This window comes from Falsiroseomonas sp. HC035, assembly GCF_050563525.1.
Taxonomy (GTDB): Bacteria; Pseudomonadota; Alphaproteobacteria; order Acetobacterales; family Acetobacteraceae; genus Falsiroseomonas.
The window spans coordinates 204,701-225,066 of record NZ_JBNXUN010000003.1; the positions used below are offsets into that span (position 1 = coordinate 204,701).

Annotated in this window: 21 protein-coding genes and 1 other RNA gene; 11 read left to right on the top strand and 11 right to left on the bottom strand. The window is 70.1% G+C overall.

Translation table 11 applies throughout. The features are described 5' to 3' along the window. The first annotated feature begins 8 nt into the window (after window positions 1–8). Entirely contained in the window at window positions 9–1,130 is a 1,122-nt protein-coding gene (locus ACLF3G_RS08670) for a P-loop NTPase (RefSeq protein WP_430668965.1), read from the top strand. On the opposite strand, the gene ACLF3G_RS08675 is transcribed toward ACLF3G_RS08670, so the two are convergent. Both ACLF3G_RS08675 and ACLF3G_RS08680 read right to left on the bottom strand, forming a co-directional pair. After that, window positions 1,120–2,010 (bottom strand): ribokinase, encoded by an 891-nt coding sequence (locus ACLF3G_RS08675; protein WP_430668966.1) that lies wholly within the window; start codon window positions 2,008–2,010, stop codon window positions 1,120–1,122. The genes ACLF3G_RS08670 and ACLF3G_RS08675 overlap by 11 nt on opposite strands. Further along, window positions 2,007–2,603 (bottom strand): HD domain-containing protein, encoded by a 597-nt coding sequence (locus ACLF3G_RS08680; RefSeq protein ID WP_430668967.1) that lies wholly within the window; start codon window positions 2,601–2,603, stop codon window positions 2,007–2,009. The genes ACLF3G_RS08675 and ACLF3G_RS08680 overlap by 4 nt, the downstream gene beginning before the upstream one ends. Before the next feature lie 119 nt (window positions 2,604–2,722). Here ACLF3G_RS08680 and ACLF3G_RS08685 point away from each other — a divergent pair, with 119 nt between their 5' ends. Together ACLF3G_RS08685 and ACLF3G_RS08690 are read left to right on the top strand one after the other, a co-directional pair. After that, entirely contained in the window at window positions 2,723–3,097 is a 375-nt protein-coding gene (locus tag ACLF3G_RS08685) for an ArsR/SmtB family transcription factor (RefSeq protein WP_430668968.1), read from the top strand. Further along, window positions 3,090–3,620: an SRPBCC family protein gene (locus ACLF3G_RS08690; RefSeq protein ID WP_430668969.1), complete on the top strand. Its 531-nt coding sequence runs from the start codon at window positions 3,090–3,092 to the stop codon at window positions 3,618–3,620. Before ACLF3G_RS08685 ends, ACLF3G_RS08690 begins: the two co-directional genes overlap by 8 nt. 2 nt (window positions 3,621–3,622) lie before the next feature. Here ACLF3G_RS08690 and ACLF3G_RS08695 read toward each other — a convergent pair whose 3' ends face one another. Together ACLF3G_RS08695 and thyX are read right to left on the bottom strand one after the other, a co-directional pair. Next, window positions 3,623–3,865 (bottom strand): hypothetical protein, encoded by a 243-nt coding sequence (locus ACLF3G_RS08695; protein ID WP_430668970.1) that lies wholly within the window; start codon window positions 3,863–3,865, stop codon window positions 3,623–3,625. Then, window positions 3,855–4,793: an FAD-dependent thymidylate synthase gene (thyX, locus tag ACLF3G_RS08700; protein WP_430668971.1), complete on the bottom strand. Its 939-nt coding sequence runs from the start codon at window positions 4,791–4,793 to the stop codon at window positions 3,855–3,857. The genes ACLF3G_RS08695 and thyX overlap by 11 nt, the downstream gene beginning before the upstream one ends. A gap of 69 nt (window positions 4,794–4,862) precedes the next feature. Between thyX and ssrA the strand changes: the two genes are divergently transcribed. The 8 genes from ssrA (at window position 4,863) to ACLF3G_RS08740 (ending at window position 11,050) form a co-directional block, all read left to right on the top strand. Then, window positions 4,863–5,179: a transfer-messenger RNA gene (gene ssrA / locus ACLF3G_RS08705) on the top strand. A gap of 78 nt (window positions 5,180–5,257) precedes the next feature. Continuing rightward, a complete protein-coding gene (locus ACLF3G_RS08710; protein ID WP_430668972.1) occupies window positions 5,258–5,764 on the top strand; it encodes an SspB family protein in 507 nt (168 codons plus the stop codon). 178 nt (window positions 5,765–5,942) lie between these two features. Beyond that, entirely contained in the window at window positions 5,943–7,544 is a 1,602-nt protein-coding gene (locus ACLF3G_RS08715; RefSeq protein WP_430669275.1) for a fumarate hydratase, read from the top strand. Between the two features lie 26 nt (window positions 7,545–7,570). Continuing rightward, window positions 7,571–8,377 (top strand): hypothetical protein, encoded by an 807-nt coding sequence (locus tag ACLF3G_RS08720; RefSeq protein WP_430668973.1) that lies wholly within the window; start codon window positions 7,571–7,573, stop codon window positions 8,375–8,377. A gap of 172 nt (window positions 8,378–8,549) precedes the next feature. Next, a complete protein-coding gene (locus ACLF3G_RS08725; RefSeq protein WP_430668974.1) occupies window positions 8,550–8,948 on the top strand; it encodes a RidA family protein in 399 nt (132 codons plus the stop codon). Between the two features lie 4 nt (window positions 8,949–8,952). Then, window positions 8,953–9,363: a VOC family protein gene (locus ACLF3G_RS08730; RefSeq protein ID WP_430668975.1), complete on the top strand. Its 411-nt coding sequence runs from the start codon at window positions 8,953–8,955 to the stop codon at window positions 9,361–9,363. Between the two features lie 59 nt (window positions 9,364–9,422). Next, on the top strand, window positions 9,423–10,835 hold the full coding sequence (locus ACLF3G_RS08735; protein WP_430668976.1) for a class II fumarate hydratase: 1,413 nt from the start codon (window positions 9,423–9,425) through the stop codon (window positions 10,833–10,835). Next, window positions 10,832–11,050, top strand: coding sequence for a ribbon-helix-helix domain-containing protein (locus tag ACLF3G_RS08740; protein WP_430668977.1), 219 nt, complete (start codon window positions 10,832–10,834; stop codon window positions 11,048–11,050). Before ACLF3G_RS08735 ends, ACLF3G_RS08740 begins: the two co-directional genes overlap by 4 nt. A 21-nt stretch (window positions 11,051–11,071) precedes the next feature. Here the strand turns inward: ACLF3G_RS08740 and ACLF3G_RS08745 are convergent, their stop codons facing one another. The 7 genes from ACLF3G_RS08745 to ACLF3G_RS08775 form a co-directional block, all read right to left on the bottom strand. Continuing rightward, window positions 11,072–12,214 carry a serine/threonine-protein kinase gene (locus ACLF3G_RS08745; protein ID WP_430668978.1) on the bottom strand — a complete coding sequence of 381 codons (1,143 nt, stop codon included), beginning with the start codon at window positions 12,212–12,214 and terminating at the stop codon, window positions 11,072–11,074. A 16-nt stretch (window positions 12,215–12,230) separates the two neighbouring features. Beyond that, window positions 12,231–13,091 carry a c-type heme family protein gene (locus tag ACLF3G_RS08750; protein ID WP_430668979.1) on the bottom strand — a complete coding sequence of 287 codons (861 nt, stop codon included), beginning with the start codon at window positions 13,089–13,091 and terminating at the stop codon, window positions 12,231–12,233. A 90-nt stretch (window positions 13,092–13,181) separates the two neighbouring features. Next, the gene (locus ACLF3G_RS08755; protein ID WP_430668980.1) at window positions 13,182–14,144 is read right to left on the bottom strand and encodes a tripartite tricarboxylate transporter substrate binding protein; all 963 of its coding nucleotides are present in this window, start codon (window positions 14,142–14,144) and stop codon (window positions 13,182–13,184) included. Window positions 14,145–14,170: 26 nt separating this feature from the next. Continuing rightward, complete coding sequence (locus ACLF3G_RS08760; RefSeq protein WP_430668981.1) at window positions 14,171–15,325, bottom strand: acyl-CoA dehydrogenase family protein; 1,155 nt, start codon at window positions 15,323–15,325, stop codon at window positions 14,171–14,173. Window positions 15,326–15,373: 48 nt separating this feature from the next. Further along, the gene (locus ACLF3G_RS08765; protein WP_430668982.1) at window positions 15,374–16,573 is read right to left on the bottom strand and encodes an acyl-CoA dehydrogenase family protein; all 1,200 of its coding nucleotides are present in this window, start codon (window positions 16,571–16,573) and stop codon (window positions 15,374–15,376) included. Between the two features lie 10 nt (window positions 16,574–16,583). Continuing rightward, window positions 16,584–18,194: an AMP-binding protein gene (locus ACLF3G_RS08770; RefSeq protein ID WP_430668983.1), complete on the bottom strand. Its 1,611-nt coding sequence runs from the start codon at window positions 18,192–18,194 to the stop codon at window positions 16,584–16,586. 1 nt (window position 18,195) lies between these two features. After that, complete coding sequence (locus ACLF3G_RS08775) at window positions 18,196–20,256, bottom strand: 3-hydroxyacyl-CoA dehydrogenase NAD-binding domain-containing protein (protein ID WP_430668984.1); 2,061 nt, start codon at window positions 20,254–20,256, stop codon at window positions 18,196–18,198. Window positions 20,257–20,366 lie beyond the last annotated feature (110 nt).

Below are 20,366 nucleotides of genomic sequence, written 5' to 3' on the forward strand. Positions count from 1 at the left end.
TTCAAGCGATGAGCGAGAGGCTGGAGCAGGCGGTAAGGGCCGCGCTGGCGCAGGTGCGCGACCCCGTCAGCGGCCGGGACGTGGTCAGCGCCGGCCTGGTGGACGGCCTGGCGGTGAAGGCCGGCATGGTGCAGTTCGCCATCCAGGTGCCGCGGGAACGCGCGCGGGAGAGCGAACCGCTGCGCGCCGCCGCCGAACGCGCGGTGGCCGCGGTGCCCGGCGTGCTGTCCGCGACCGTGGTGCTGACGGCGCATCGCGCGGAGCCGGCCAAGCCCGCCGAGCCCTCGCGCAAGGCCGCGGCCGGCCCCGGCCAGCCGGGGCAGGGCCAGATGCTGCTGCCGCAGGTCGGCGCCATCGTCGCCGTCGCCTCCGGCAAGGGCGGCGTCGGCAAATCCACCACCGCCGTCAACATCGCCGTCGCGCTGGCGATGCAGGGACTGCGCGTCGGCCTGCTGGATGCCGACATCTTCGGGCCTTCGCTGCCGCAGATGCTCGGCACGCGCGAACGGCCGCGCACCGAGGGCAACCGCATCATCCCGCTGTCCCGCTGGGGCCTGAAGGCCATGTCCATCGGCTTCCTGGTGGAAGAGGAGACGCCGATGATCTGGCGCGGCCCGATGGTGATGGGCGCGCTGGAACAGCTGATGGGTCAGGTGGAATGGGGGGCGCTCGACATCATGATCGTCGACATGCCGCCCGGCACCGGCGATGCGCAGCTGACGATGAGCCAGCGCGTGCCGCTGGCCGGCGCCGTCATCGTCTCCACCCCGCAGGACGTGGCGCTGCTGGACGCCCGGCGCGGAGTCAGGATGTTCGAGAAGGTGGGCGTGAAGGTACTCGGCGTGATCGAGAACATGTCCTTCTTCTGCTGCCCGAACTGCGGCCACCAGAGCGACATCTTCGGCCATGGCGGCGCCCGGGCGGAGGCGGCGCGGCTGGGCGTGGAGTTCCTCGGCGAGTTGCCGCTGAAGCTGGCGATCCGCGAACTCGCGGACGCCGGCACGCCGATCGTGGCCGCGCGGCCGGAAACGGACGAGGCCGCGGCCTACCAGCGCATCGCCAGCCGGCTGCGGGAAAAGCTGGCGGAGAATGCGGCCGCGGCCGAGGGGCCGCGCATCGTCATCGAATAGACAGCAGCGCGTTGGTCTCGGCCGCGGCGGGCATGGAGGGTGCTGCGCCCGGCCGGGTGCAGGACAGGGCGGCGGCCGCGGCAGCGCGCCGCATCGCCTCCGGCAATGTCAGGCCACGGTCCAGCCCGGCCGCCAGCACGCCGCACCAGGTATCGCCGGCGCCGGTGGTGTCGGTGATGTCGACGCGGAAGGCGCGGACGAACTCATTGCCGGCTTCCGTCGCAGCCTCGGCCCCCTCGACGCCCCGCGTCACGGCGACGTCGCAGCCGAGCAGCGCGCGCAGGGCGGTCGCGGTCGGCTCCACGCCGACCCGTGCGGCCAGCACCGCCGCCTCGTGCTGGTTCAACACCAGCAGGTGAAGGTCCCGCAGCACCGCCAGCGGCAGGTCCGCCGGCGGCGCCAGGTTCAGGATGCAGCGTGCACCGAGGCCGGCGGCGCGGTGGATCAGCAGCCGCACCTCCTCGGCCGGAACTTCCATCTGCAACAGCAGGATGACGCCGGGATGCAACGCCGCATCCTCCACCTGCGCGGCGCGTGCGGCCAGGTTGGCGCCCGGGGCGACGGCGATCTGGTTCTGCCCTGCCCGGTCGACGCAGATGCTGGCGCAGCCGGTCGGCGCATCCACGGCCAGCAGGCGGGTTAGGTCCACGCCGGCATCCCGCATCGCGCCGGTGGCGATGCCGGCCAGCCCATCCTCCCCGACGCAGCCGGCGAAGGCGACGCTGGCGCCATCCCGCGCCGCGGCGACAGCCTGGTTGGCGCCCTTGCCGCCCGGCATCTGCTGGAACCCGTCGCCCAGCACGGTCTCGCCGGCAGCCGGCAGGGTTGGGACGGTGAAGATCAGGTCGGCATTGGCGGAACCGAAGACGAGGATGCTCATTCCGCGAACATACGCCCGGCACGGGCTCGCTCATACAGCGTGCCGATCAGGGCCTCAAAGGCCGGGGCGACCTGGCGGGCCGGGCTCATGCGGCCATGCGTCACGGCCTCCGCGATGCCGGCGTCGCGCCAATGGCCGGTGCCGATGACGCCCTGAAGGAAGCCCTGGGCGCGGTCGCAGGCCATGGCGAAGCGCGCCTCCGGCGTCTCGCCCTGCTCGAACTCCTCCCACAACGCCCGCAGCTTCGCGCCCAGGTCTGGCGGCAGCGTCGCGAAGACGATGTCGGCGGCGGCCGTCTCGCGCGCTGCCTGGGTCAGCAGGTGCGCCTCGTCATAGGCGAAGGTGTCGCCGGCCTCGATCTCTACCAGGTCGTGGGCCGCGATCATCGCCAGGGTGTGGCCGAGGTCGGGGGCATCCGGCATCTCGCCATGCAGCAGCACGGCGACAAGGGCGACGTTCCAGCAATGCTCGGCGGAGTTCTCGCGGCGCGAGGTGCCGTCCGGGCGCGCCGTCTCACCGCGACGCTCGATGTGCTTCAGGCGGTCGGCGAGGGCCAGGAACTCGATCAGGGCGGCGGCGCGGTCGGCGTGCATGGGCGGTCTCCGGTTGGCGCCATGGTGGCGAAGCGGGCGGGAATTGGCCATGCCACACCAAGCGCCATTGTTAAACTATTCGGTTGACAATTAGCTGCCTCAGCCGCATCCTCAACCACATGGTTGAATCAGAAGCCCGGCGGCTCGATGCCGTCTTCCACGCCCTCGGCGACGCCACCCGGCGCCGGATGCTGCAGCGCCTCGCCGATGGGGAGCGCAGCGTCGGCGAATTGGCGGCGCCTTTCGCCATGTCGCTGGCGGCGGCCTCCAAGCATGTGCAGGCGCTGGAACGCGCCGGGCTGGTGCGCCGGCGGATCCAGGGGCGGACGCACCTCTGCCGGCTGGAGCCACGGCCGCTGGCCGGCGCCCATGCCTGGCTCGGCTTCTACGAGCGCTTCTGGAACGGCCGCCTCGACATCCTCGAGGGGCTGCTCCGGCAGGACGACACCACGGACACCAGAACCACGGACACCAAAGGAGATGGCGATGAGTGACGCTGCGACCCTGGACGCCCAGGGCGTCCTCACGGAACCGACCACGCTGCGCATCCAGCGGCTGCTGCCGGGCCCGATCGAGCGGATCTGGGCCTGGCTCACCGAAAGCGACCTGCGCCGGCAGTGGCTGGCGGCCGGGCCGATGGAGTTGCGCGTCGGCGGTACCGTGGAACTGGTCTGGCGCAACGACGAATTGTCCGGCGGGCCGGCGCAGCGGCCGCCCGGGATGGAGTCCGAGCATCGGCTGTCCAGCCACATCACCCGCCTCGACCCGCCCCGCCTGCTGGCCTTCGGCTGGGGCGGCGGCGACGTGACCTTCGAGCTGGAACAGCAGGGCGCGCAGGTGCTGCTGACGGTGATCCATCGCCGCCTGCTCGATCGCGCCAGCCTGCTGAACGTCGGCGCCGGCTGGCATGCGCATCTGGATGTCCTGGCGGCGCGCACCGAGAGCCGGGAGCCGGGACCGTTCTGGAGCGCCTGGAGCCGGCTGCGGGCGGAGTATGCGGACCGCCTGCCGGGCTAGGCTCAGACGCCCGCCGTCCAGCGGCCGAGCAGGAAGCCGAACAGCACGGCACCGCCCAGCAACGCGAAAATCTCGCCGAACAAGGCGTGTGCCAGCGGCAGGCCGAGCGTCACCAGCCCGACCAGCAGGGCCACCTTCCACCAGCGCTCCAGCCAGGCGCGCTGCGGCGGCGCGGCCGCCTTGCCACGCGCGCGGCCATTGGCCGGCCGCCCTGTCCCGCGCCGCGCCGCGGGGCTAGGCGGCACGGCCGAGCGTCTCCATCAATTCCCGCCATTCACGCTTCGACAGGCCGGAGCCAGCCTGATCGACCGGCTCCCCGGCCAGCATCCGCCGCAGGATGCCGAGCATCTGCGCCGACAGCGTGACGGCACCCAGGCGGTAGTCGCGGAAGGCGGCGGCCGCGATCGGCACCCAGGCCTCGGCGCTGGCCATCATCGCATCGGCATAGACCCGGATTTCATACTGCGCGTGCGCATCGGCGCGGAGCGAGAGGAAGCCGAACAAATTGTGGAGGTCGGTCTTCCAGTACCACTGGGTGTAGGCGTTCAGGGTCAGGTTCATCCGCGCCAGCTCGCGCGCCAGGCCGGGACGGCCCGGGTCGATCGGGGCGCCCTGCTCGTCCTCGTTCAGCATGTCGAGGTAGTGGTCGTAGTTCCGGGTCGCATCCTCCCGCAGCAGGTCCAGCACGCGGGCGGCCTGGTCACCCTCCAGCACCTCGCCGCGGCCCTGGCGGTTGACGGCGGATTGCGCGGCCAGGTTCTCGGCGGCGGGGATGTAGAATTCGCGGTCCAGGATCGAGTAGCGGGCGGAGTATTCGTTCACGTTGGCGGTCCGGTGGCGGATCCACTGGCGCGCGACGAAGATCGGCAGCTTCACGTGGTACTTGATCTCGCACATCTCGAAGGGGGTCGAGTGGCGGTGGCGCATGAGGTAGCGGATCAGGCCCCGATCCTCCGACACCGCGCGGGTGCCGCGGCCGTAGCTGACGCGGGCGGCCTGCACGATGGCGGCATCGTCGCCCATGTAGTCGACGACCCGGACGAAGCCGTGGTCGAGCACCGGCGTCGCGGTGAACAGCATGTCTTCCAGGGCAGGCACGGTCGGGCGACGCGTCGCGTGCGCGGCCTCGCGCGCGGCGTTGATTTCAAGCTGCTGTTCCGGCGTCAGGGCCATGCCCGAGTCCTGTACGTAAAGGCTGGCTGTACTAGCCTACCCCGCCCTTCGCGGCACCCCCTTCATTGACCCCTGGATTTTACCACGCGAAGCGCCTACATCTGCCCCGTCGCCTCGGCGACTATGGTGATAAACGCGATCTGGAATAATCGTTGCGGACCCGGGGGCAGTGCCCGGCGCCTCCACCAAACCCCGCCTCGGCGGGACCCATGGGGGCGAAACAGCTTCGACGCGCGTGGTAAAGAGGTCGTTTTTGCCCGGCATTGTACCGCCGTTATCGGGCTAATCTCTAAGTGCGAACGACAATAGCCGCGAGGCTTACGCACTCGCTGCCTGAATAAGGTAAGCGCGGTTCGGGGGGCACCGGGCAACAGAAGCCCCCCACTTTCCCTCCCCTACCCCCTCTGCCCGGCCCTTCCGCAGGCGACCCGGCCGGCTTATGCTCCGCGCAAAGGGATGCATGCATGAGCGACGACGCCCGCCCGGCCGAAAGCCTGATTCCATACGAACGCTGGACCGACGACGCGCTGCGCGACGTGGTGGCGCGCGCGCTCGAACTCGCGGCGACCACGGGCCTGCCGGGGGAGCATCACTACTACATCACCTTCCGCACCGATCATCCCGGCACGCGGATCCCCGGCCACCTGAAGGCGCGCTACCCGCAGGAGATGACGGTGGTGCTGCAGCACCAGTACGAGGGCCTGGTGGTGGACCGCACCGCTGGCACCTTCGCCGTGCGCCTGCATTTCGGCGGTGTACCGGCACAACTCCAGGTGCCCTTCGCCGCCCTGACCGGCTTCGCCGACCCGGCCGTGCGCTACGGCCTGCGCTTCCAGCCGCTGATGGACCCGGTCGCCGTGTCCGAGGCAGCCGAGCCGGAGCCCGATGCAGCGCCCGCCGCCCCGCCGGCCGAAGCGCCGGCCCAGGTGGTCAGCCTGGACGCGTTCCGACGCCGCCCGGCGCGGGACTGAGGCCCGCACAACCGCAACCGTTGGCCGCAGGGCGCGGCTGCGCTACCACCGCGCAGACCAATCCACGCCGCACCCCGGCCGGGTGACGGCGCCACGGAGAACCACCGTGACCGCACCGCTCGACCTCGATTCCCCCGTGATCGCACCCACGCGCCCGTCCGGCTTCCGCTACAGCCCGATGTACCCGCTTGGCGACGACGTGACGCCCTACCGTAAGCTGGCCATCGCCGGCGTCAGCACCGCGACCTGCGACGGCCGGGCCGTGCTGAAGGTGAAGCCGGAGGCGCTGGAGGCGCTGGCCTTCGCCGCCTGCAAGGACGTCTCCCATCTGCTGCGCCCCGGCCATCTGGGGCAATTGGCCAAGATCCTGCAGGACCCGGAGGCCAGCCCGAACGACCGCTTCGTGGCGCTCGACCTGCTGAAGAACGCCAACATCGCCGCTGGCGGCGTGCTGCCGATGTGCCAGGACACCGGCACCGCCATCGTCTTCGGCAAGAAGGGCCAGCGCGTCTGGGTCGAGGGCGACGAGGAGGAGGCGCTGAGCTACGGCGTCCACCGCACCTACACCGAGACCAACCTGCGCTATTCGCAGATGGCGCCGCTGACCATGTGGGAGGAGGTGAACACCGGCAACAATTTGCCGGTGGAATTCTCCATCATGGCGCAGCCCGGCGAGCACCACGCCGACGAGATGCACCTGATGTTCGTGCTCAAGGGCGGCGGTTCGGCCAACAAGACCTTCCTGTACCAGCAGACCCGCGCGGTGCTGAACAAGCCGAAGCTGCTGGCCTTCCTGGAAGACAAGATCAAGACGCTGGGGACGTCCGCCTGCCCGCCCTACCACCTGGCCATCGTCATCGGCGGCACCAGCGCGGAGGCGAACCTCAAGACGGTGAAGCTGGCCTCGACCAAGTGGCTGGACGCGCTGCCAACGGAGGGCAGCAAGGCCGGCCATGCCTTCCGCGACGTGGCCTTCGAGGCGGAGGTGCACAAGCTGACGCAGAACCTCGGCATCGGCGCGCAGTTCGGCGGCAAGTATTTCTGCCACGACGTGCGGGTGGTGCGGCTGCCGCGGCACGGCGCCTCGCTGCCGATCGGCATCGGCGTGTCATGCAGCGCCGACCGCCAGATCAAGGCGAAGATCACGCCGGAGGGCGTGTTCCTGGAACAGCTTGAGCACGAACCCGCGAAGTACCTGCCGGAGGCGACGGACGAGATCCTCGGCGGCGACGTGGTGCGGATCGACCTGAACCAGCCGATGGACGCGATCCGGGCGGAGCTGTCGAAGCATCCGGTGAAGACCCGCGTGTCGCTGACCGGCACCGTTGTGGTGGCGCGCGACATCGCCCATGCCAAGCTGCAGGAACGGCTGGACCGTGGCGAGGGCCTGCCCGACTATCTGAAGAACCACCCTGTCTACTACGCCGGTCCCGCCAAGACGCCCGATGGCTACGCCACCGGCAGCTTCGGCCCGACCACCGCCGGGCGCATGGACAGCTATGTCGAGGCCTTCCAGAAGGCCGGCGGCAGCCTGGTGATGCTGGCCAAGGGCAACCGAAGCAAGGCCGTGCTGCGCGCCTGCCAATCCTATGGCGGCTTCTACCTCGGCTCCGTCGGCGGCCCCGCCGCACGGCTGGCGCAGGACTGCATCCGCAAGGTCGAGGTCCTGGAATACCCCGAGCTCGGCATGGAAGCCGTCTGGCGGATCGAGGTCGAGGATTTCCCCGCCTTCATCGTTGTGGATGACAAGGGGAACGACTTCTACGAAGGTCTGGAGTGAACATCCGACCGGCATGAGGAGCCGCGATGGCCTGGGGCGGGAACCTGGCCGATCTCCGGGCCTGGTGGGCCGTCCTGCGCTGCGCGCTCCGCATGGCGCCGCATCCTGCGTCATACCCCGGGGCCGGCGAGGGCTCGGTCTCGGCCTACGTGCCGAAGGTCCTGGCGTTGATCGTGGCGGCCCATTGGCTGTCGGAACGGCTGCAGCGAGCCTTCAACCAGGAAGCCTTCGCGCCACTGCAGCGTCTGCGCGCCCTGGCAGAACGCCTGGGCATCGATGGCGCGGAAGGACTGGCCTCGTTCGACCGCATGAACCGCCAGGCCGCCGTCCCGGACGGCATGGTGACGATCGTCCCGCCCTGGGTCATCACGACCGGGGCAGAGGTGGCGGTGCTCCTCGGCGCCATGCTGCTCGCCGCGAGGCTCATCCGGCCCCGCCTTCCCTGGCGCCCGGCCCTGGCACTGGCGCTGGCGGCCTTCGCCGCCGCGACCCTGTACGACCTGATCATCGCGCTGATCCTGTTCCGGACGAACGACGCGCTTGGCATCTCCGCGGGCCTCGCCGCGGCGGTCAGTGCGGAGGGAAGGCCACTGCCGGGATTCGACGAGGCGATCGATCGGCTGAGCATGCTCTTCATGGCCTTCACCGTCGTCGCACCGCTGCCGCTCGTGGCCATGGTGATCTGCCTCGCCAGGGGTTTGCGGGCGGCGCGACATCGCTGGCTGACGGCGACTCCGGCGGCCGTGGTGGCGTCCGGCGCCTCCGTTGCCGTGGGTTTCCTGGCGCGCCGCACGGGCTTCGGCGACGCGCTGGTCCGTTTCTTCTCGTTCTGACAGCCGAGCAGCGGGGGGCGACACCTGGACCTTCCTGCCGCGCCGCGGCTGGGCCCTCCTGCCGCGCCGCGGCTGGGCCTTCCTGCCGCGCTGCGGCTGGGCCTTCCTGCCGCGCCGCGGCTGGGATATGGCTTGCAGCACCTTCAGCCCATCAACGGGAACCGACGCCAAGATGGCACGCGCCCGCTTTTCCTCCGGCAGCCGCTTCGAGGAAGAAATCGGCTACTCCCGCGCCGTCATCGACGGTGACTGGATCTTCGTCTCCGGCACCACCGGCTATGACTACGCCACCATGACCATCGCCCCCGGCGTGGTCGAGCAATGCGACCAGACCTTCCGCAACATCGAATCGGCGCTGCGCCAGGCCGGCGGGCGGATCGACGACATCGTGCGGGCGAATTTCATCGTGCCGGACCGGGCGGATTGGCCGCTGTGCTGGCCGGTGGTGAAGAAGTGGCTGGGCCGGGCGCGCCCCGCCTCCACCATGATCGTCGCCGGGCTGCAGGGGCCGGAGATGAGGATCGAGATCGAGGTGACGGCGCGGCTGCGTCGGCGCGAAGGGGACAAGTAGGCCAATGCGCTTCGCCGTCGACCGCCTGGACCACCTGGTCATCACCTGCGCCGATGTGGAGACCAGCGCCAACTGGTACCAGCGCGTGCTGGGCATGGAGCGTGACAGCTTCGGCGAGCCGCCGCGCATCGCGCTGAAGTTCGGTGGCCAGAAGATCAACCTGCGGCCGCGCGGCGCGACCCAGGCAGAGTGGTTCTCCTCCGTCGTCGCGGAACCCGGCACGCAGGATCTGTGCTTCGTTGTCACGGTGGCGGCCGAGGATATCGCCGAACACCTGCGCGGCTGCGGTGTGACGGTTGAAGTCGGGCCGGTCGCGAAGCAGGGCGCGCTGGGTCCGATCAACTCGGTCTATTGCCGCGACCCGGATGGCAATCTGATCGAGATCGCGACCTACGGGGACCGATTCCCCGAATAACCAGCCGTGATGGGCGGCGGGCCGCCGGGCCACCTATCTCCCGGACGAAGGAGACCCGCATGACCCAGACCCGCACCGAGACCGACAGCCTCGGCACCATCGAGATCCCGGCCGACCGCCTCTGGGGCCCGCAGACGGAGCGCGCCCGGCTGCTGTTCCGCATCGGCTCCGAACGCTTCCCGCCCGGGCTGATCCGCGCCGTCGGCCTGCAGAAGCAGGCGGCGGCGGAAGCCAATGCGAAGCTCGGCGAATTGCCGCCGGACATCGCGGAGGCCATCGCCAGGGCGGCGGCGGAGGTGGCGGCGGGCCGGCACGATACGGAGTTTCCGCTGCCGGTCTGGCAGACCGGGTCCGGCACCCAGACCAACATGAACGCCAACGAGGTGATCTCGAACCTCGCCAACCGGGCGCTCGGCCAGCCCTTGGGCAGCCGCAAGCCCGTGCATCCGAACGACCACGTCAACCGCGGCCAATCCTCCAACGACAGCTTCCCGACGGTCATGCATGTGGCGGCGGCGGAGGCGGTGGCCGGGCGGCTGATCCCGGCGCTGGAGGTGCTGCACGCCAGCCTGGCGCGGCGCGCGACGGATTGGGCAGACATCATCAAGATCGGCCGCACCCACATGATGGATGCGGTGCCGGTCACTCTGGGCCAGGAAGCGGCGGCCTGGGCGCGGCAGGTGGAACTCGGCATCGCGCGCCTGCGGGACGCCCTGCCGCGGCTGATGCCCCTGGCGCAGGGCGGCACGGCGGCAGGCACCGGCCTCAACAGCCATCCAGAGTTTGGCAAGACCTTCGCGGCACGCATGGCCGAACTCACCGGCCTGCCCTTCACCCGGAACGAGAACCCCTTCGAGGGCATGGGCGCGCATGACGCGCTTGTGGAGCTTTCCGGCGTGCTCAACACCATCGCCGTGTCGTTCAACAAGATCGGCAATGACGTGCGGCTGCTCGGCAGCGGGCCCCGCGCCGGCTTCGCCGAACTGGTGATCCCGGCCGATGGCCTGTCCAGCAGCATCATGCCCGGCAAGACCAACCCGACACAGTCGGAGGCGCTGACGATGGTGGCCGCCCAGGTCATGGGCAACCACGTCACCGTCACCATCGGCGGCGCGCAGGGGCACCTGGAGCTGAACGTCTTCAAGCCCGTCATCATCCAGGCGGTGCTGCAATCCGCGGGCCTGCTGGCGGATGTCGCGGAGAGCTTCGCCCGCAACATGGTGGACAAGCTGGAGCCGAACCTGCCGAAGATCGCCGACAGCCTCGGCAAGTCGCTGATGCTGGTCACCGCGCTGAACCCGCGCATCGGCTACGACAAGGCGGTCGCCATCGCCAAGCTGGCATTGGCCGAGGACATCACGCTGAAAGCCGCGGCGGCACGCCTTGGCCATGTCTCGGAGGCGGATTTCGACCGCTGGGTGCGGCCGGAGGATATGCTGCGGCCCGGCGGCACGCTCGAAGGCGGCGGGTGAGGCATCTGCGGAAGCGCTCATTCCGCCTGGCAGGCCACCGCACCTCGGTCGCACTGGAGCCGGAGTTCTGGGCGGCGCTGGAGGATCTGGCGGCGGCGAGTGGCCTGAGCCTGGCAGCGCTGGTGGCGGGTGTCGATGCGGCGCGGCCGGATCCGGACCTTCCGCTGGCCAGCGCACTGCGGGTGCAGGCGCTGCACGCGACCCGGGCCGGCTGATGCCGCCCCGGGCGCGGATCATCAGGGACCAGCCTGGATCAGCGGCGCCACTCGCCGGCGCAGGCCGTTCGCTTCTTCCGGCGGCAACTGAGCGCAGAGCCGCTCGACCAGGTCCGGCAGGTCCCGCGCCTGGCTCGCGGCCTTGCGGACCATCACCGGCGCGATCGGCCCGACAAAGAAGGCGAGCTGTTCCGCGATCCGCGCCCCCTGCGGGGCCGCCAGCTGGAACGCCGCCGGCGGCCTGATGCTGGCGGAAGGCAGATGGCCACCCAGGGTCGGCGGGGACGCCATGGCCCTGGAGACGATACGCGTCGCCTCGGCATCCGGATCATCCTGCAGCGCCTGGCGCAGCGCCTCGATAAACTCCGGCGCGGAGCCAAAGCGCTGCGTCATGTCCTTCGCCAGGCCGCGCCCGAGGACCCGGCCGATGGCGGTGTCCGACAGATGCTGCAGGTCGGCCGGCTCCGGCCCCGCCAGGCGCAGCAGCGTGGCGGAAAGGCCGCCGCTGCCGAAGGGCGTTCGCCCGAGCAGGATCTCGTACAGCACGGCCGCAGCGGCGAACAAATCCGCCCGGTGGTCCACGCCCTGCCCAAGCACCTGCTCCGGCGCCATGTAGCCGGGTGAGCCGACCATGCCGCCGAAGACGGTCATCGAGGAATCACCCAGCCGCGCGATGCCGAAATCGGTGATTTTCACCGCGCCACGCGGCGTGAGCATGATGTTGGCCGGCTTGATGTCCCGGTGGACCACGCCCGCCGCATGCGCCGCGCCGAGCCCGTCCAGCACCTCCAGCATCGAGCGCATCAGCCCAGGCCCCGTGCCCTCCCGCTCCGCCGCCGGCCGGCGCAGTAGGGCGGACAGGGTGCAGCCGGGGACGTATTCCATGACGATGTAGGGCGCGTTCGGGTCGTCGACGAAATCGTAGACATTGACGATGGTTGGATGCGCGCATTGCGCCGCGGCGCGCACCTCGGTTCGGAAGCGCTGCAGGAATTCGTCGCGGGCGTCCGGCGCCATCAGCTCGGCGTTGATCACCTTCACCGCCACGGTGCGGTCGATCAGCGGGTCGATGGCACGATACACCCGGCCCATCGCGCCGGCGCCGAGCAACTCCACCGGCTGGTAGCGGCCGAAGGCGGCGGGCAGCGGCGTGGCGTCGCTCATGCGCGATCCCGTCGCATCAGGACCCGAGCATCCTCACCGCCTGTTCCAGGCTGCGCCGCATGCGGGTGAAGGCGCGGCCGAGCTCGGCGATCTCGTCGCGGCCGGTCGTGGCGAATTCCTCCGTGCTCGCCTGGCCGAGGCTGACGGCGGAGGCGGTGCGGACCATGCGGTCGATCGGGCGCAGGATCACGACGTGCAGCAGCAGGTTCAGCGCCAGCATCAGCCCGGCAAAGATCGCCAGCAGCACGGCCATGGCGCTGAGCAGGTTGGCCTCGGCGCTGCGCAGCGCCGCGGCCATGGGCACGGAGACCAGCTGCGCGCCCACCGTCTCGTTCATCCGCCAGCCGAAGCCGTTGTTGCTGCCATAGGCCGCCACCATGCGGGCTGGGGCCACATCCGGCGTGCTGTGGCAGGTCAGGCAGGCGGCGTCGCGGATGGTGATGGGGCGCGCCAGCGTCAGCACCCGGTTGCCGAGCACGTCACGCTCGCCGAGCGATTCCGTCAGCGTCGGGTCGTTGCGGAAGCCGTTGATGAAGTCCGCCTCCCAATCCTGCGCCCGATCGGCGGGGTTGGTCGGGTTCAGCGCGGCTTCCTTGTAGGTGTAGTCGGGATGTTCGGCGCGCACGGCGCGGAAATTGGTCTGCGCGGCATAGGAGGGCACCGTCAGCGGCGCCACCCAGTCCGTCCGCTCCCGCATCACCGCCGGCACGACTTCGCGGATGGTGTAGGTGCGCACGGCGTTGGCGGCGCTCATCATGATGCGGGCGTTCTGCACCACCTCCCGCCGCGCCTGCGTCGCGAATTGCTGCGACAGGAACAGCCAGGCGGCGGCGGCGGCGAGGGCAAAGACTGCCAGCAGGCCGAGATTCAACTTCATACGGATGCCCATGTTGCGAGACTGCACCCAAGCCGGCCGTTCGCCAAGGCCATCGGATCGCAAACATTCGTTGCAACAACTGACGTTCCGTCAGAACTTCAGCCCCATGGCGCGGACCATGGCGCTGTCTTCCTCGTAGAACTCGCGCGCGTAGCGGCCATAGCCATCCGCGTCCGCGTACATCATCGGCATGTTGTAGCGCTCCAGCACCGCAAGATGCGGCGGGTCGTCCAGCGCGGCCTTGAAGGCGTCGTGCAGCACCTGCGCCACGGCCGGGTCCAGTCCGCGCGGGGCGGCGAGCCCGTAGGGAGAGCTGTTGACGATATCGATGCCGGCCTCCCGCAGCGTCGGGGCCATGGCGAAGCGCGGCGGCCGCGCCTCACCCCAGGTGGCCAGCAGGCGCAGCCGGCCATCCAGCACCAGCTCGCCCCAGGAACTGCTCTCGGCCGAGACGTCGATCTGCCCAGCGAGCAGCGCCTGGATGTTGTCGGCGCCGCCGCGGAACGGCACATGCACCATCCGCAGGCCGCCGGCCTGTTGCGCGATGCGCTCCATCGTCACGTCCAGCGTCGCGACGCCGGGGGTGCCGTAGGTGATCTTCCCCGGATTCGCGCGGGCGTGGTCCAGCAGCGCCGCCAGCGTCTGGAACGGGGAATCCGCGCGCACGACAATGCCAAAGGTGTAGCCGACCAGGCGGATCACCCAGGTGAAGTCCGCCATCGGGTCATAGGTCGGCCGCGCCATCATCACGGGAATGCGGAAGATGGAGTTGGGCATGACGGAAAGCAGGTAGCCATCCGGCCGCGTGCCCTGCGCCAGCGCGGTCGCGCCCATGCTGCCGCCGGCGCCGGGACGGTTCTCGATCACCACGGGCTGGCCGAGGCGGCGCGAGGCGCCTTCGCACAGCACGCGCATCTGGATGTCCGTGGTGCCGCCAGGTGGGAAGGGCACGATGACGCGGATCGGGCGGTCGGGGTATCGCGCCTGCCCGAGCGCCGGCGCCGCGATCGAAGCCACGCCCAGCCCCAGCGCGGCGCGCCGGCCCAGTGCCATGTTCGGCATCCCGCTTCCCCCCCGTGTCAACTCGCCTCTGGCAGCCCCCCGGCCGCGACGACCACGCGCAGATGATGGTCGACATCGCCGAACAGCCCGCCGAGCATCGACAGCCGCTTGAAATAATGCCCCGCCTTGTACTCATCCGTCACGGCGATTCCGCCATGCAGCTGCACGGCTTCCTTGCCGAGCTGGTCGGCCAGCTTCGCGACCAGCGCCTTGGCGGCGGACAGCGCCACATGGCGCGCCGCCGGGTCCTGGTCCTGCACCATCATGGCGGCGTACATCGCCATGCTGCGGGCCTGTTCGGTCGCCACCAGCATGTCCGCGGCGCGGTGCTGCAAAGCCTGGAAATTCCCGATCGCCTGGCCGAACTGCGTGCGCTGCTTCAGGTAGTCGACGGTCAGGTCGCGCAGCACCTCCATCGCGCCCAGCGCCTCGGCGCAGATCGCCGCCTGCGCCTCGTCCACCACATGCTCGATCAATGGCAACGCGCCGCCTTCCGGGCCGAGCAGCGCGTCAGCGGGCACCACCACATTCTCCAGCACCACCTCCGCCGCGCGCAGCCCGTCTTGAGTCGCGTAGCCGCGGCGGGTGACGCCGGGCGTCGTGGGGTCCAGCAGGAACAGGCTGATGCCGTCGCGGTCCCGCCTGTTGCCGGCCGTGCGGGCGGAGACGATCAGGCGGCCCGCGCTGTCGCCATGCAGCACCACGCCCTTCGCGCCGTTCAACACATAGCCGGCGCCGTCCCGCTTTGCAGTGGTGGCGACATCGAACAGATCGTGCCGCGCCTGACGTTCCTGATGTGCAAAGGCCAGCGTCAGCGAGCCCTCCGCGACCTGCGGGATCAACGCCTCCCGCTGCGCGGCACTGCCGGCCCGCCGCAGCAGCCCGCCGCCGAGCACGACGGTGGCGAGGTAGGGTTCCACCACCAGGCCGCGGCCGAAATTCTCCAGCACGATCATGGTCTCGAGCGGCCCGCCGCCGAAGCCGCCATCCTCCTCCGCGAAGGGAAGGCCGAGCAGGCCCATTTCCGCGAATTTCTGCCAGTTCGCATCCGACCAGCCGCGCGGTTCGGCGCGGTAGGTCTTGCGATGCTCAAAATCGTCATAAGCGTCCGAGACGAGGCGGCGGACGCTGTCGGACAGCATGCGCTGTTCGTCGGTCAGGTCGAAATCCATGTATCCCCGCTCACATCCAGGCTTCTGGCAGATGACAAGCCGCGCACTTCAAAGACCCAGAAATGCCTTCGCAATAATGTTGCGCTGGATCTCGTTCGACCCGCCGTAGATAGATACCTTGCGGTAGTTGAAGAACAGGGGCGCCGCGGCATCCGCCCATTCCGGCCCGACGGAGGGCAGGTTCAGCCCCTCCTCCTCCCGGTCCGGGCGCGGCATGGCGTAGGGGCCGGCGACGTCGACCAGCAATTGCGTCGCCTGCTGCTGGATCTCGCTGCCCTTGATCTTGAGGATGGAGCTGGAGGGGTCCGGCTTGTCCGCGGCGCGGCTGCCCTGGGCCGCGACGACGCGCATCTGCGTGATCTCCAGCGCCTTCAACTCGATCTCGCTCCACGCCAGGCGGCGGCGGAAGTCCGGGTCGTCCCAGACCATGCCTTCACCGGCCGGCGTTTCCTGCGCCAGGCGCTTCACCCGCGCCAGGCGTTCCTTTGTCATGCCGATGCGCGCGATGCCGATGCGCTCGTTCGACAGCAGGAACTTCGCGTAGTCCCAGCCCTTGTTCAGCTCGCCCACCAGGTTTTCCGCCGGCACGCGCACCTCGTCGAAGAACACCTCGTTCACCTCGTGCCCGCCATCGATGGTGATGATGGGGCGCAGCGTGATGCCAGGCGTCTTCATGTCGATCAGGATGAAGGAGATGCCGGCCTGCTTCTTCACCGTCGCGTCGGTGCGCACCAGGCAGAAGATCCAGTCGGCGTACTGCCCGAGCGTGGTCCAGGTCTTCTGGCCGTTGACGATGAAGTGGTCACCCTCCCGCTTCGCGGTGGTCTTCAGCGAGGCAAGGTCGGACCCGGCGCCCGGCTCCGAGAAGCCCTGCGCCCACCAGATGTCGAGGTTCGCCGTCGGCGGCAGGAAGCGCTGCTTGTGCGCCTCCGACCCGAAGGTGGCGATGACGGGGCCAACCATATTGACGTTGAAGCCGAGCGGCTGCGGCACCGCGGCCGCCTGCAATTCCTCGATGTAGATGTAGCGCTGCACCGGCGACCAGCTTTGGCCGCCCCATTCAACCGGCCAGTTCGGCACGGCGAGGCCCTTCGCGTGCAGGATGCGCTGGCTGGTGACGTAGTCGTCGCGGTTCAGGGCGCGCCCCTCGCTGACCTTGCGGCGGATGGCGAGCGGGATCTCGCTGCGGAAGAATTTGCGCAGCTCGTCGCGGAAGGCGATCTCGTCGGGCGTGTAGCGCAGGTCCATCGTGCGTCTCCTAGGCCTTGGCCGCTTCTTCGTCGCGCAGGGCACTTGCCAGCAGCTTGCCGGCGGCGCTGCGTGGCAGGTTGTCCCGGATCTCCAGCGCCGCCGGCATCTCGTGCCGGCCGATGCGGTCCGCCAGAAATGCGCGCAGTTCGTCCAGCGTGAAGGGGGCCGCGCCGGGTTTCAGCGAACAGAAGGCCTTCGCCGCCTGGCCGCGGTATTCGTCCGGCACGCCGATCACCACACATTCGGCAACGGCGGGATGTTCATAGATCGCCTGTTCGATGGCGGCAGGATAGACGTTGAAGCCGCCCGACAGGATCATGTTCTTGCGACGGTCCACCAGGGTGAAGAAGCCCTGCGCGTCCATCCAGCCGGTGTCGCCGGTCAGGAACCAGCCATCCGCGAAGGCCGCCGCATTGTCCTCGGGCCGGTTCCAGTATCCCGAAAAAACGTTGGGGCCGCGGATCGCAATCTCGCCGATCTCGCCCGGCGGGATTTCCCGCGTCGGCTCATCCAGCGCCACGATCCGCATCTCGATCCCCGGCAGCGGCAGGCCGATGATGCCGGCGCGCACCGGGCCTCCGGGCGGCAGGCGGGTGCCGGCCGGGCAGGTTTCCGTCATGCCCCAGCCGCCGCCGATGCGCAGGCCCAGGATGCGCTCCACCCGCTGCTGCACCTCCTGCGGCATCGGTGCGCCGCCGGAACTGCACTGGCGGAGCGAGGACAGGTCGCGCTGCTCGATCCCCGGGACGCCCGCAATGCCGATCCACATGGTCGGCACGCCGGAGAAGGTGGTGATGCGCAGGCGCTCCACCTCCTCCACCCACTGCGCCGCGTCGAAGCGCATCCGCAGGTGGCACAGTGCGCCTTCCGCGAACTGCCGCAGCAGCACGGCGGTCAGCGCGAAGATGTGGAACAGCGGCAGCAGCACCAGCACGCGCGCCGTGCCCACGGGCAGAGAGGTATTGTCGCGCCACGCCTTGTAGATGGCGACGGCGGCGGTCAGGTTGCCATGCGTCAGCATCGCACCCTTCGGCGTGCCCGTGGTGCCGCCGGTGTATTGCAGCAGCGCCAGATCGTCGGGCGACAAAGCTGGCCAAGCGGCGGGCGGATCGGCCTCCGGCAGCGGCGCGAAATCATGCGGCGCGTCGTCCCCGCCCCAGCGCGCTTCCGGTGCCAGCAGAACATCCCGCACCGCGCCTTCGTCGCGCAGCCAGCCGGCATTGCTGATCAGTCCCGGCAAGCCGGTGGTGATCAGCAGAGTGGCACCAGAATCATGCGCCTTGTGCGCGAGTTCCCGCTTCGCATCGAGCGCCGAGAAATGCACCACGCGCGCCCCGGTGCGCAGCGCGGCGAAGAAGCAAAGCGGGTGCCACGGCGTGTTCGGCAGGTACAGCGCGACGCAATCGCCACGCCCGATACCGCGCGCCATCAGCCCCGCCGCGATGCGGTCCGACGCGGCCCGCATCTGCGCATAGCTCAGCACATGGCCGCGATATTCCAGCGCCGGCATCCCGGCAAAACGCGCCGCCACCTCGTCCAGGAAGCCCGGCAGCGTCCCGCGCGCGATCGGCGCGTCCCAGCGGCATTCCGGCGGGTAGGAGGGCTCCCAGGGATGCATCTCAACCGGCCTTGAGACTCGCGAAGTTGCCGCCCTCGGCGGCGAGGCGGGCCAGCAGCGGCGCCGGCAGCAGGCTGTCGTCACCGGTCTGCTGCGCGAACTCCGCCAGTCGCGCCACCACATGCAGCAGGCCGACGCTGTCCGCGTAGTGCATCGGCCCGCCGCGCCAGGCCGGCCAGTTGTAGCCATGCAGCCAGACCACATCGATGTCGCCCGGCCGCGCGGCGATGCCTTCCTCCAGGATGCGCGCGCCCTCGTTCACCATCGGCAGCACCAAGCGGTCCAGGATCTCGGCCTGCCCGATCTCGCGCTGCTCGACACCTTCCTGCGCCGCGACGCGGCGGATCAGCGCGGTGACCTCCGGGTCCGGCACGCCGGTGCGGGCGCCGTCCGGGTACAGGTAGTAGCCCTTCTGCGTCTTTTGGCCGAGCCGTTCCGCCTCCACCAGCGCATCCGCCACCGGCGCGCGCTTGCCCGTCGCGCGGCGGATGCGCCAGCCGATGTCGAGGCCGGCGAGGTCCGACATCGCGAAGGGGCCCATCTTGAAGCCGAAATCGACCAGCGCCTTGTCCACCTGCTCGGGTGTGGCGCCTTCCAGCAGCAGGCGCTCCGCCTGCTGGGTGCGGCGCGACAGCATGCGGTTGCCGACGAAGCCGTAGCAGACGCCTACCACCACCGGCACCTTGGCCAGCTTGCGGCCGATCTCCGCCGCCGTCGCCAGCGCCTCGGGCGAGGTCTCCCGGCCCCGCACCACCTCCAGCAGCTTCATGACGTTGGCCGGGGAAAAGAAGTGCATCCCCAGCACGTCCTGCGGACGCGATGTGGCGGCGGCCATTTCGTCGATGTCGAGGTAGGACGTGTTCGTCGCCAGGATGGTTCCTGGCTTCGTCACGCGGTCGAGATGAGCGAAAACCTGCTTCTTCAGGCCCATCTCCTCGAACACCGCCTCGACCACCAGGTCGGCATCGGCGGCAGCGTCCAGGCCGACCGCGCCCTCGATCAGCGCCACGCGTTCGTCGCGCTTGGCGGGCGCCAGGCTGCCGCGCTTGACGCTGCTCTCATAGGTGCCGCGGATGCGGTCCATGCCGCGGGCCAGCGCCGCCTCGTCGGTCTCGATGACCCGGACCGGGATGCCGGCATTGGCGAAGCACATGGCGATGCCGGCGCCCATCGTGCCGCTGCCGAGCACGGCCGCGCGCGCCACCGGTCGCGGCTGCGTCCCCGCGGGCAGCCCGGCTATCCGCGCCGCCTCGCGTTCCGCGAAGAACACATGGCGCAGCGCCTTGCTGCGCGGGTCGTCCAGCAGGCGGAGGAAGGCCTCCCGCTCGAAGGCCACCGCCTCCGCGAAGGGCTTCTCGAATGCGGCGCGGACGCAGGCGATGCAGTCGGCGACCTGCGGTTCGGTCGCGGCGCGCTTCGCCAGCGCGGCGGCTTCCTTCTCGAAATCCTCACGCGAGCCGAGCCCCTCGTCCCGCTGCGACACCGGCTTGGGCTTGGGCTGCCCGACCCATTCCCGCGCCGCCGCCAGCAGGTCCCCGGCCACCACGGTATCGGCCAGGCCCGACGCCACCGCGGCCTCCGCATCCATTGGATCGCCCGAGACCATCAGCCGCAGCGCCGCCGCCGCCCCCATCAGCCGCGGCGCCCGCTGCGTGCCGCCGGAGCCCGGCAGCAGGCCCAGCTTCACCTCCGGCAGACCCAGCTTGGCGCGCGGCCCGATCACCCGCCAGGAACAGGCCATCGCGACTTCCAGCCCGCCGCCGAGCGCCGCCGCGTGGATGGCAGCCACCACCGGCTTCGTCGCGCCATCCAGCGCCGCCACCAGTTCCGCCAGCGTCGGCGAGGCCGGGGGTTTGCCAAATTCGGAGATGTCGGCGCCGGCGATGAAGGTGCGGCCCTCCGCCGCGATCACAAGCCCGCGAATGTCAGGGTCGGCCTCCGCCCGCTGCACCGCCTGGAACAGGCCGGCGCGCAGCGCGACGGATAGGGCATTGACGGGAGGGTTGGCGATGGTGGCCACCGCAACGCCATCCACCACCTCGAACCGTACCGGATCGGCCATGCGCCTGTCCCCTCCACCTTTGCCGCATCCTGTCCGCCATCGCCAGCGGATGGTCAAGGCGCGCCTGGCGGCTTGATTGACCCCCCGGAGCCCCCGCGCCTAGCCTCCGC

Coding starts and splice junctions, on each gene's coding strand:
- ACLF3G_RS08765 (WP_430668982.1), bottom strand. CDS start 16,573: ATGGACCTGCGCTACACGCCCGACGAGATCGCCTTCCGCGACGAGCTG.
- ACLF3G_RS08760 (WP_430668981.1), bottom strand. CDS start 15,325: ATGGATTTCGACCTGACCGACGAACAGCGCATGCTGTCCGACAGCGTC.
- ACLF3G_RS08770 (WP_430668983.1), bottom strand. CDS start 18,194: ATGCATCCCTGGGAGCCCTCCTACCCGCCGGAATGCCGCTGGGACGCG.
- ACLF3G_RS08690 (WP_430668969.1), top strand. CDS start 3,090: ATGAGTGACGCTGCGACCCTGGACGCCCAGGGCGTCCTCACGGAACCG.
- ACLF3G_RS08710 (WP_430668972.1), top strand. CDS start 5,258: ATGAGCGACGACGCCCGCCCGGCCGAAAGCCTGATTCCATACGAACGC.
- ACLF3G_RS08680 (WP_430668967.1), bottom strand. CDS start 2,603: ATGCACGCCGACCGCGCCGCCGCCCTGATCGAGTTCCTGGCCCTCGCC.
- ACLF3G_RS08730 (WP_430668975.1), top strand. CDS start 8,953: ATGCGCTTCGCCGTCGACCGCCTGGACCACCTGGTCATCACCTGCGCC.
- ACLF3G_RS08670 (WP_430668965.1), top strand. CDS start 9: ATGAGCGAGAGGCTGGAGCAGGCGGTAAGGGCCGCGCTGGCGCAGGTG.
- ACLF3G_RS08720 (WP_430668973.1), top strand. CDS start 7,571: ATGGCCTGGGGCGGGAACCTGGCCGATCTCCGGGCCTGGTGGGCCGTC.
- ACLF3G_RS08715 (WP_430669275.1), top strand. CDS start 5,943: ATGTACCCGCTTGGCGACGACGTGACGCCCTACCGTAAGCTGGCCATC.
- ACLF3G_RS08775 (WP_430668984.1), bottom strand. CDS start 20,256: ATGGCCGATCCGGTACGGTTCGAGGTGGTGGATGGCGTTGCGGTGGCC.
- thyX (WP_430668971.1), bottom strand. CDS start 4,793: ATGGCCCTGACGCCGGAACAGCAGCTTGAAATCAACGCCGCGCGCGAG.
- ACLF3G_RS08725 (WP_430668974.1), top strand. CDS start 8,550: ATGGCACGCGCCCGCTTTTCCTCCGGCAGCCGCTTCGAGGAAGAAATC.
- ACLF3G_RS08685 (WP_430668968.1), top strand. CDS start 2,723: ATGGTTGAATCAGAAGCCCGGCGGCTCGATGCCGTCTTCCACGCCCTC.
- ACLF3G_RS08735 (WP_430668976.1), top strand. CDS start 9,423: ATGACCCAGACCCGCACCGAGACCGACAGCCTCGGCACCATCGAGATC.
- ACLF3G_RS08750 (WP_430668979.1), bottom strand. CDS start 13,091: ATGAAGTTGAATCTCGGCCTGCTGGCAGTCTTTGCCCTCGCCGCCGCC.
- ACLF3G_RS08745 (WP_430668978.1), bottom strand. CDS start 12,214: ATGAGCGACGCCACGCCGCTGCCCGCCGCCTTCGGCCGCTACCAGCCG.
- ACLF3G_RS08675 (WP_430668966.1), bottom strand. CDS start 2,010: ATGAGCATCCTCGTCTTCGGTTCCGCCAATGCCGACCTGATCTTCACC.
- ACLF3G_RS08755 (WP_430668980.1), bottom strand. CDS start 14,144: ATGGCACTGGGCCGGCGCGCCGCGCTGGGGCTGGGCGTGGCTTCGATC.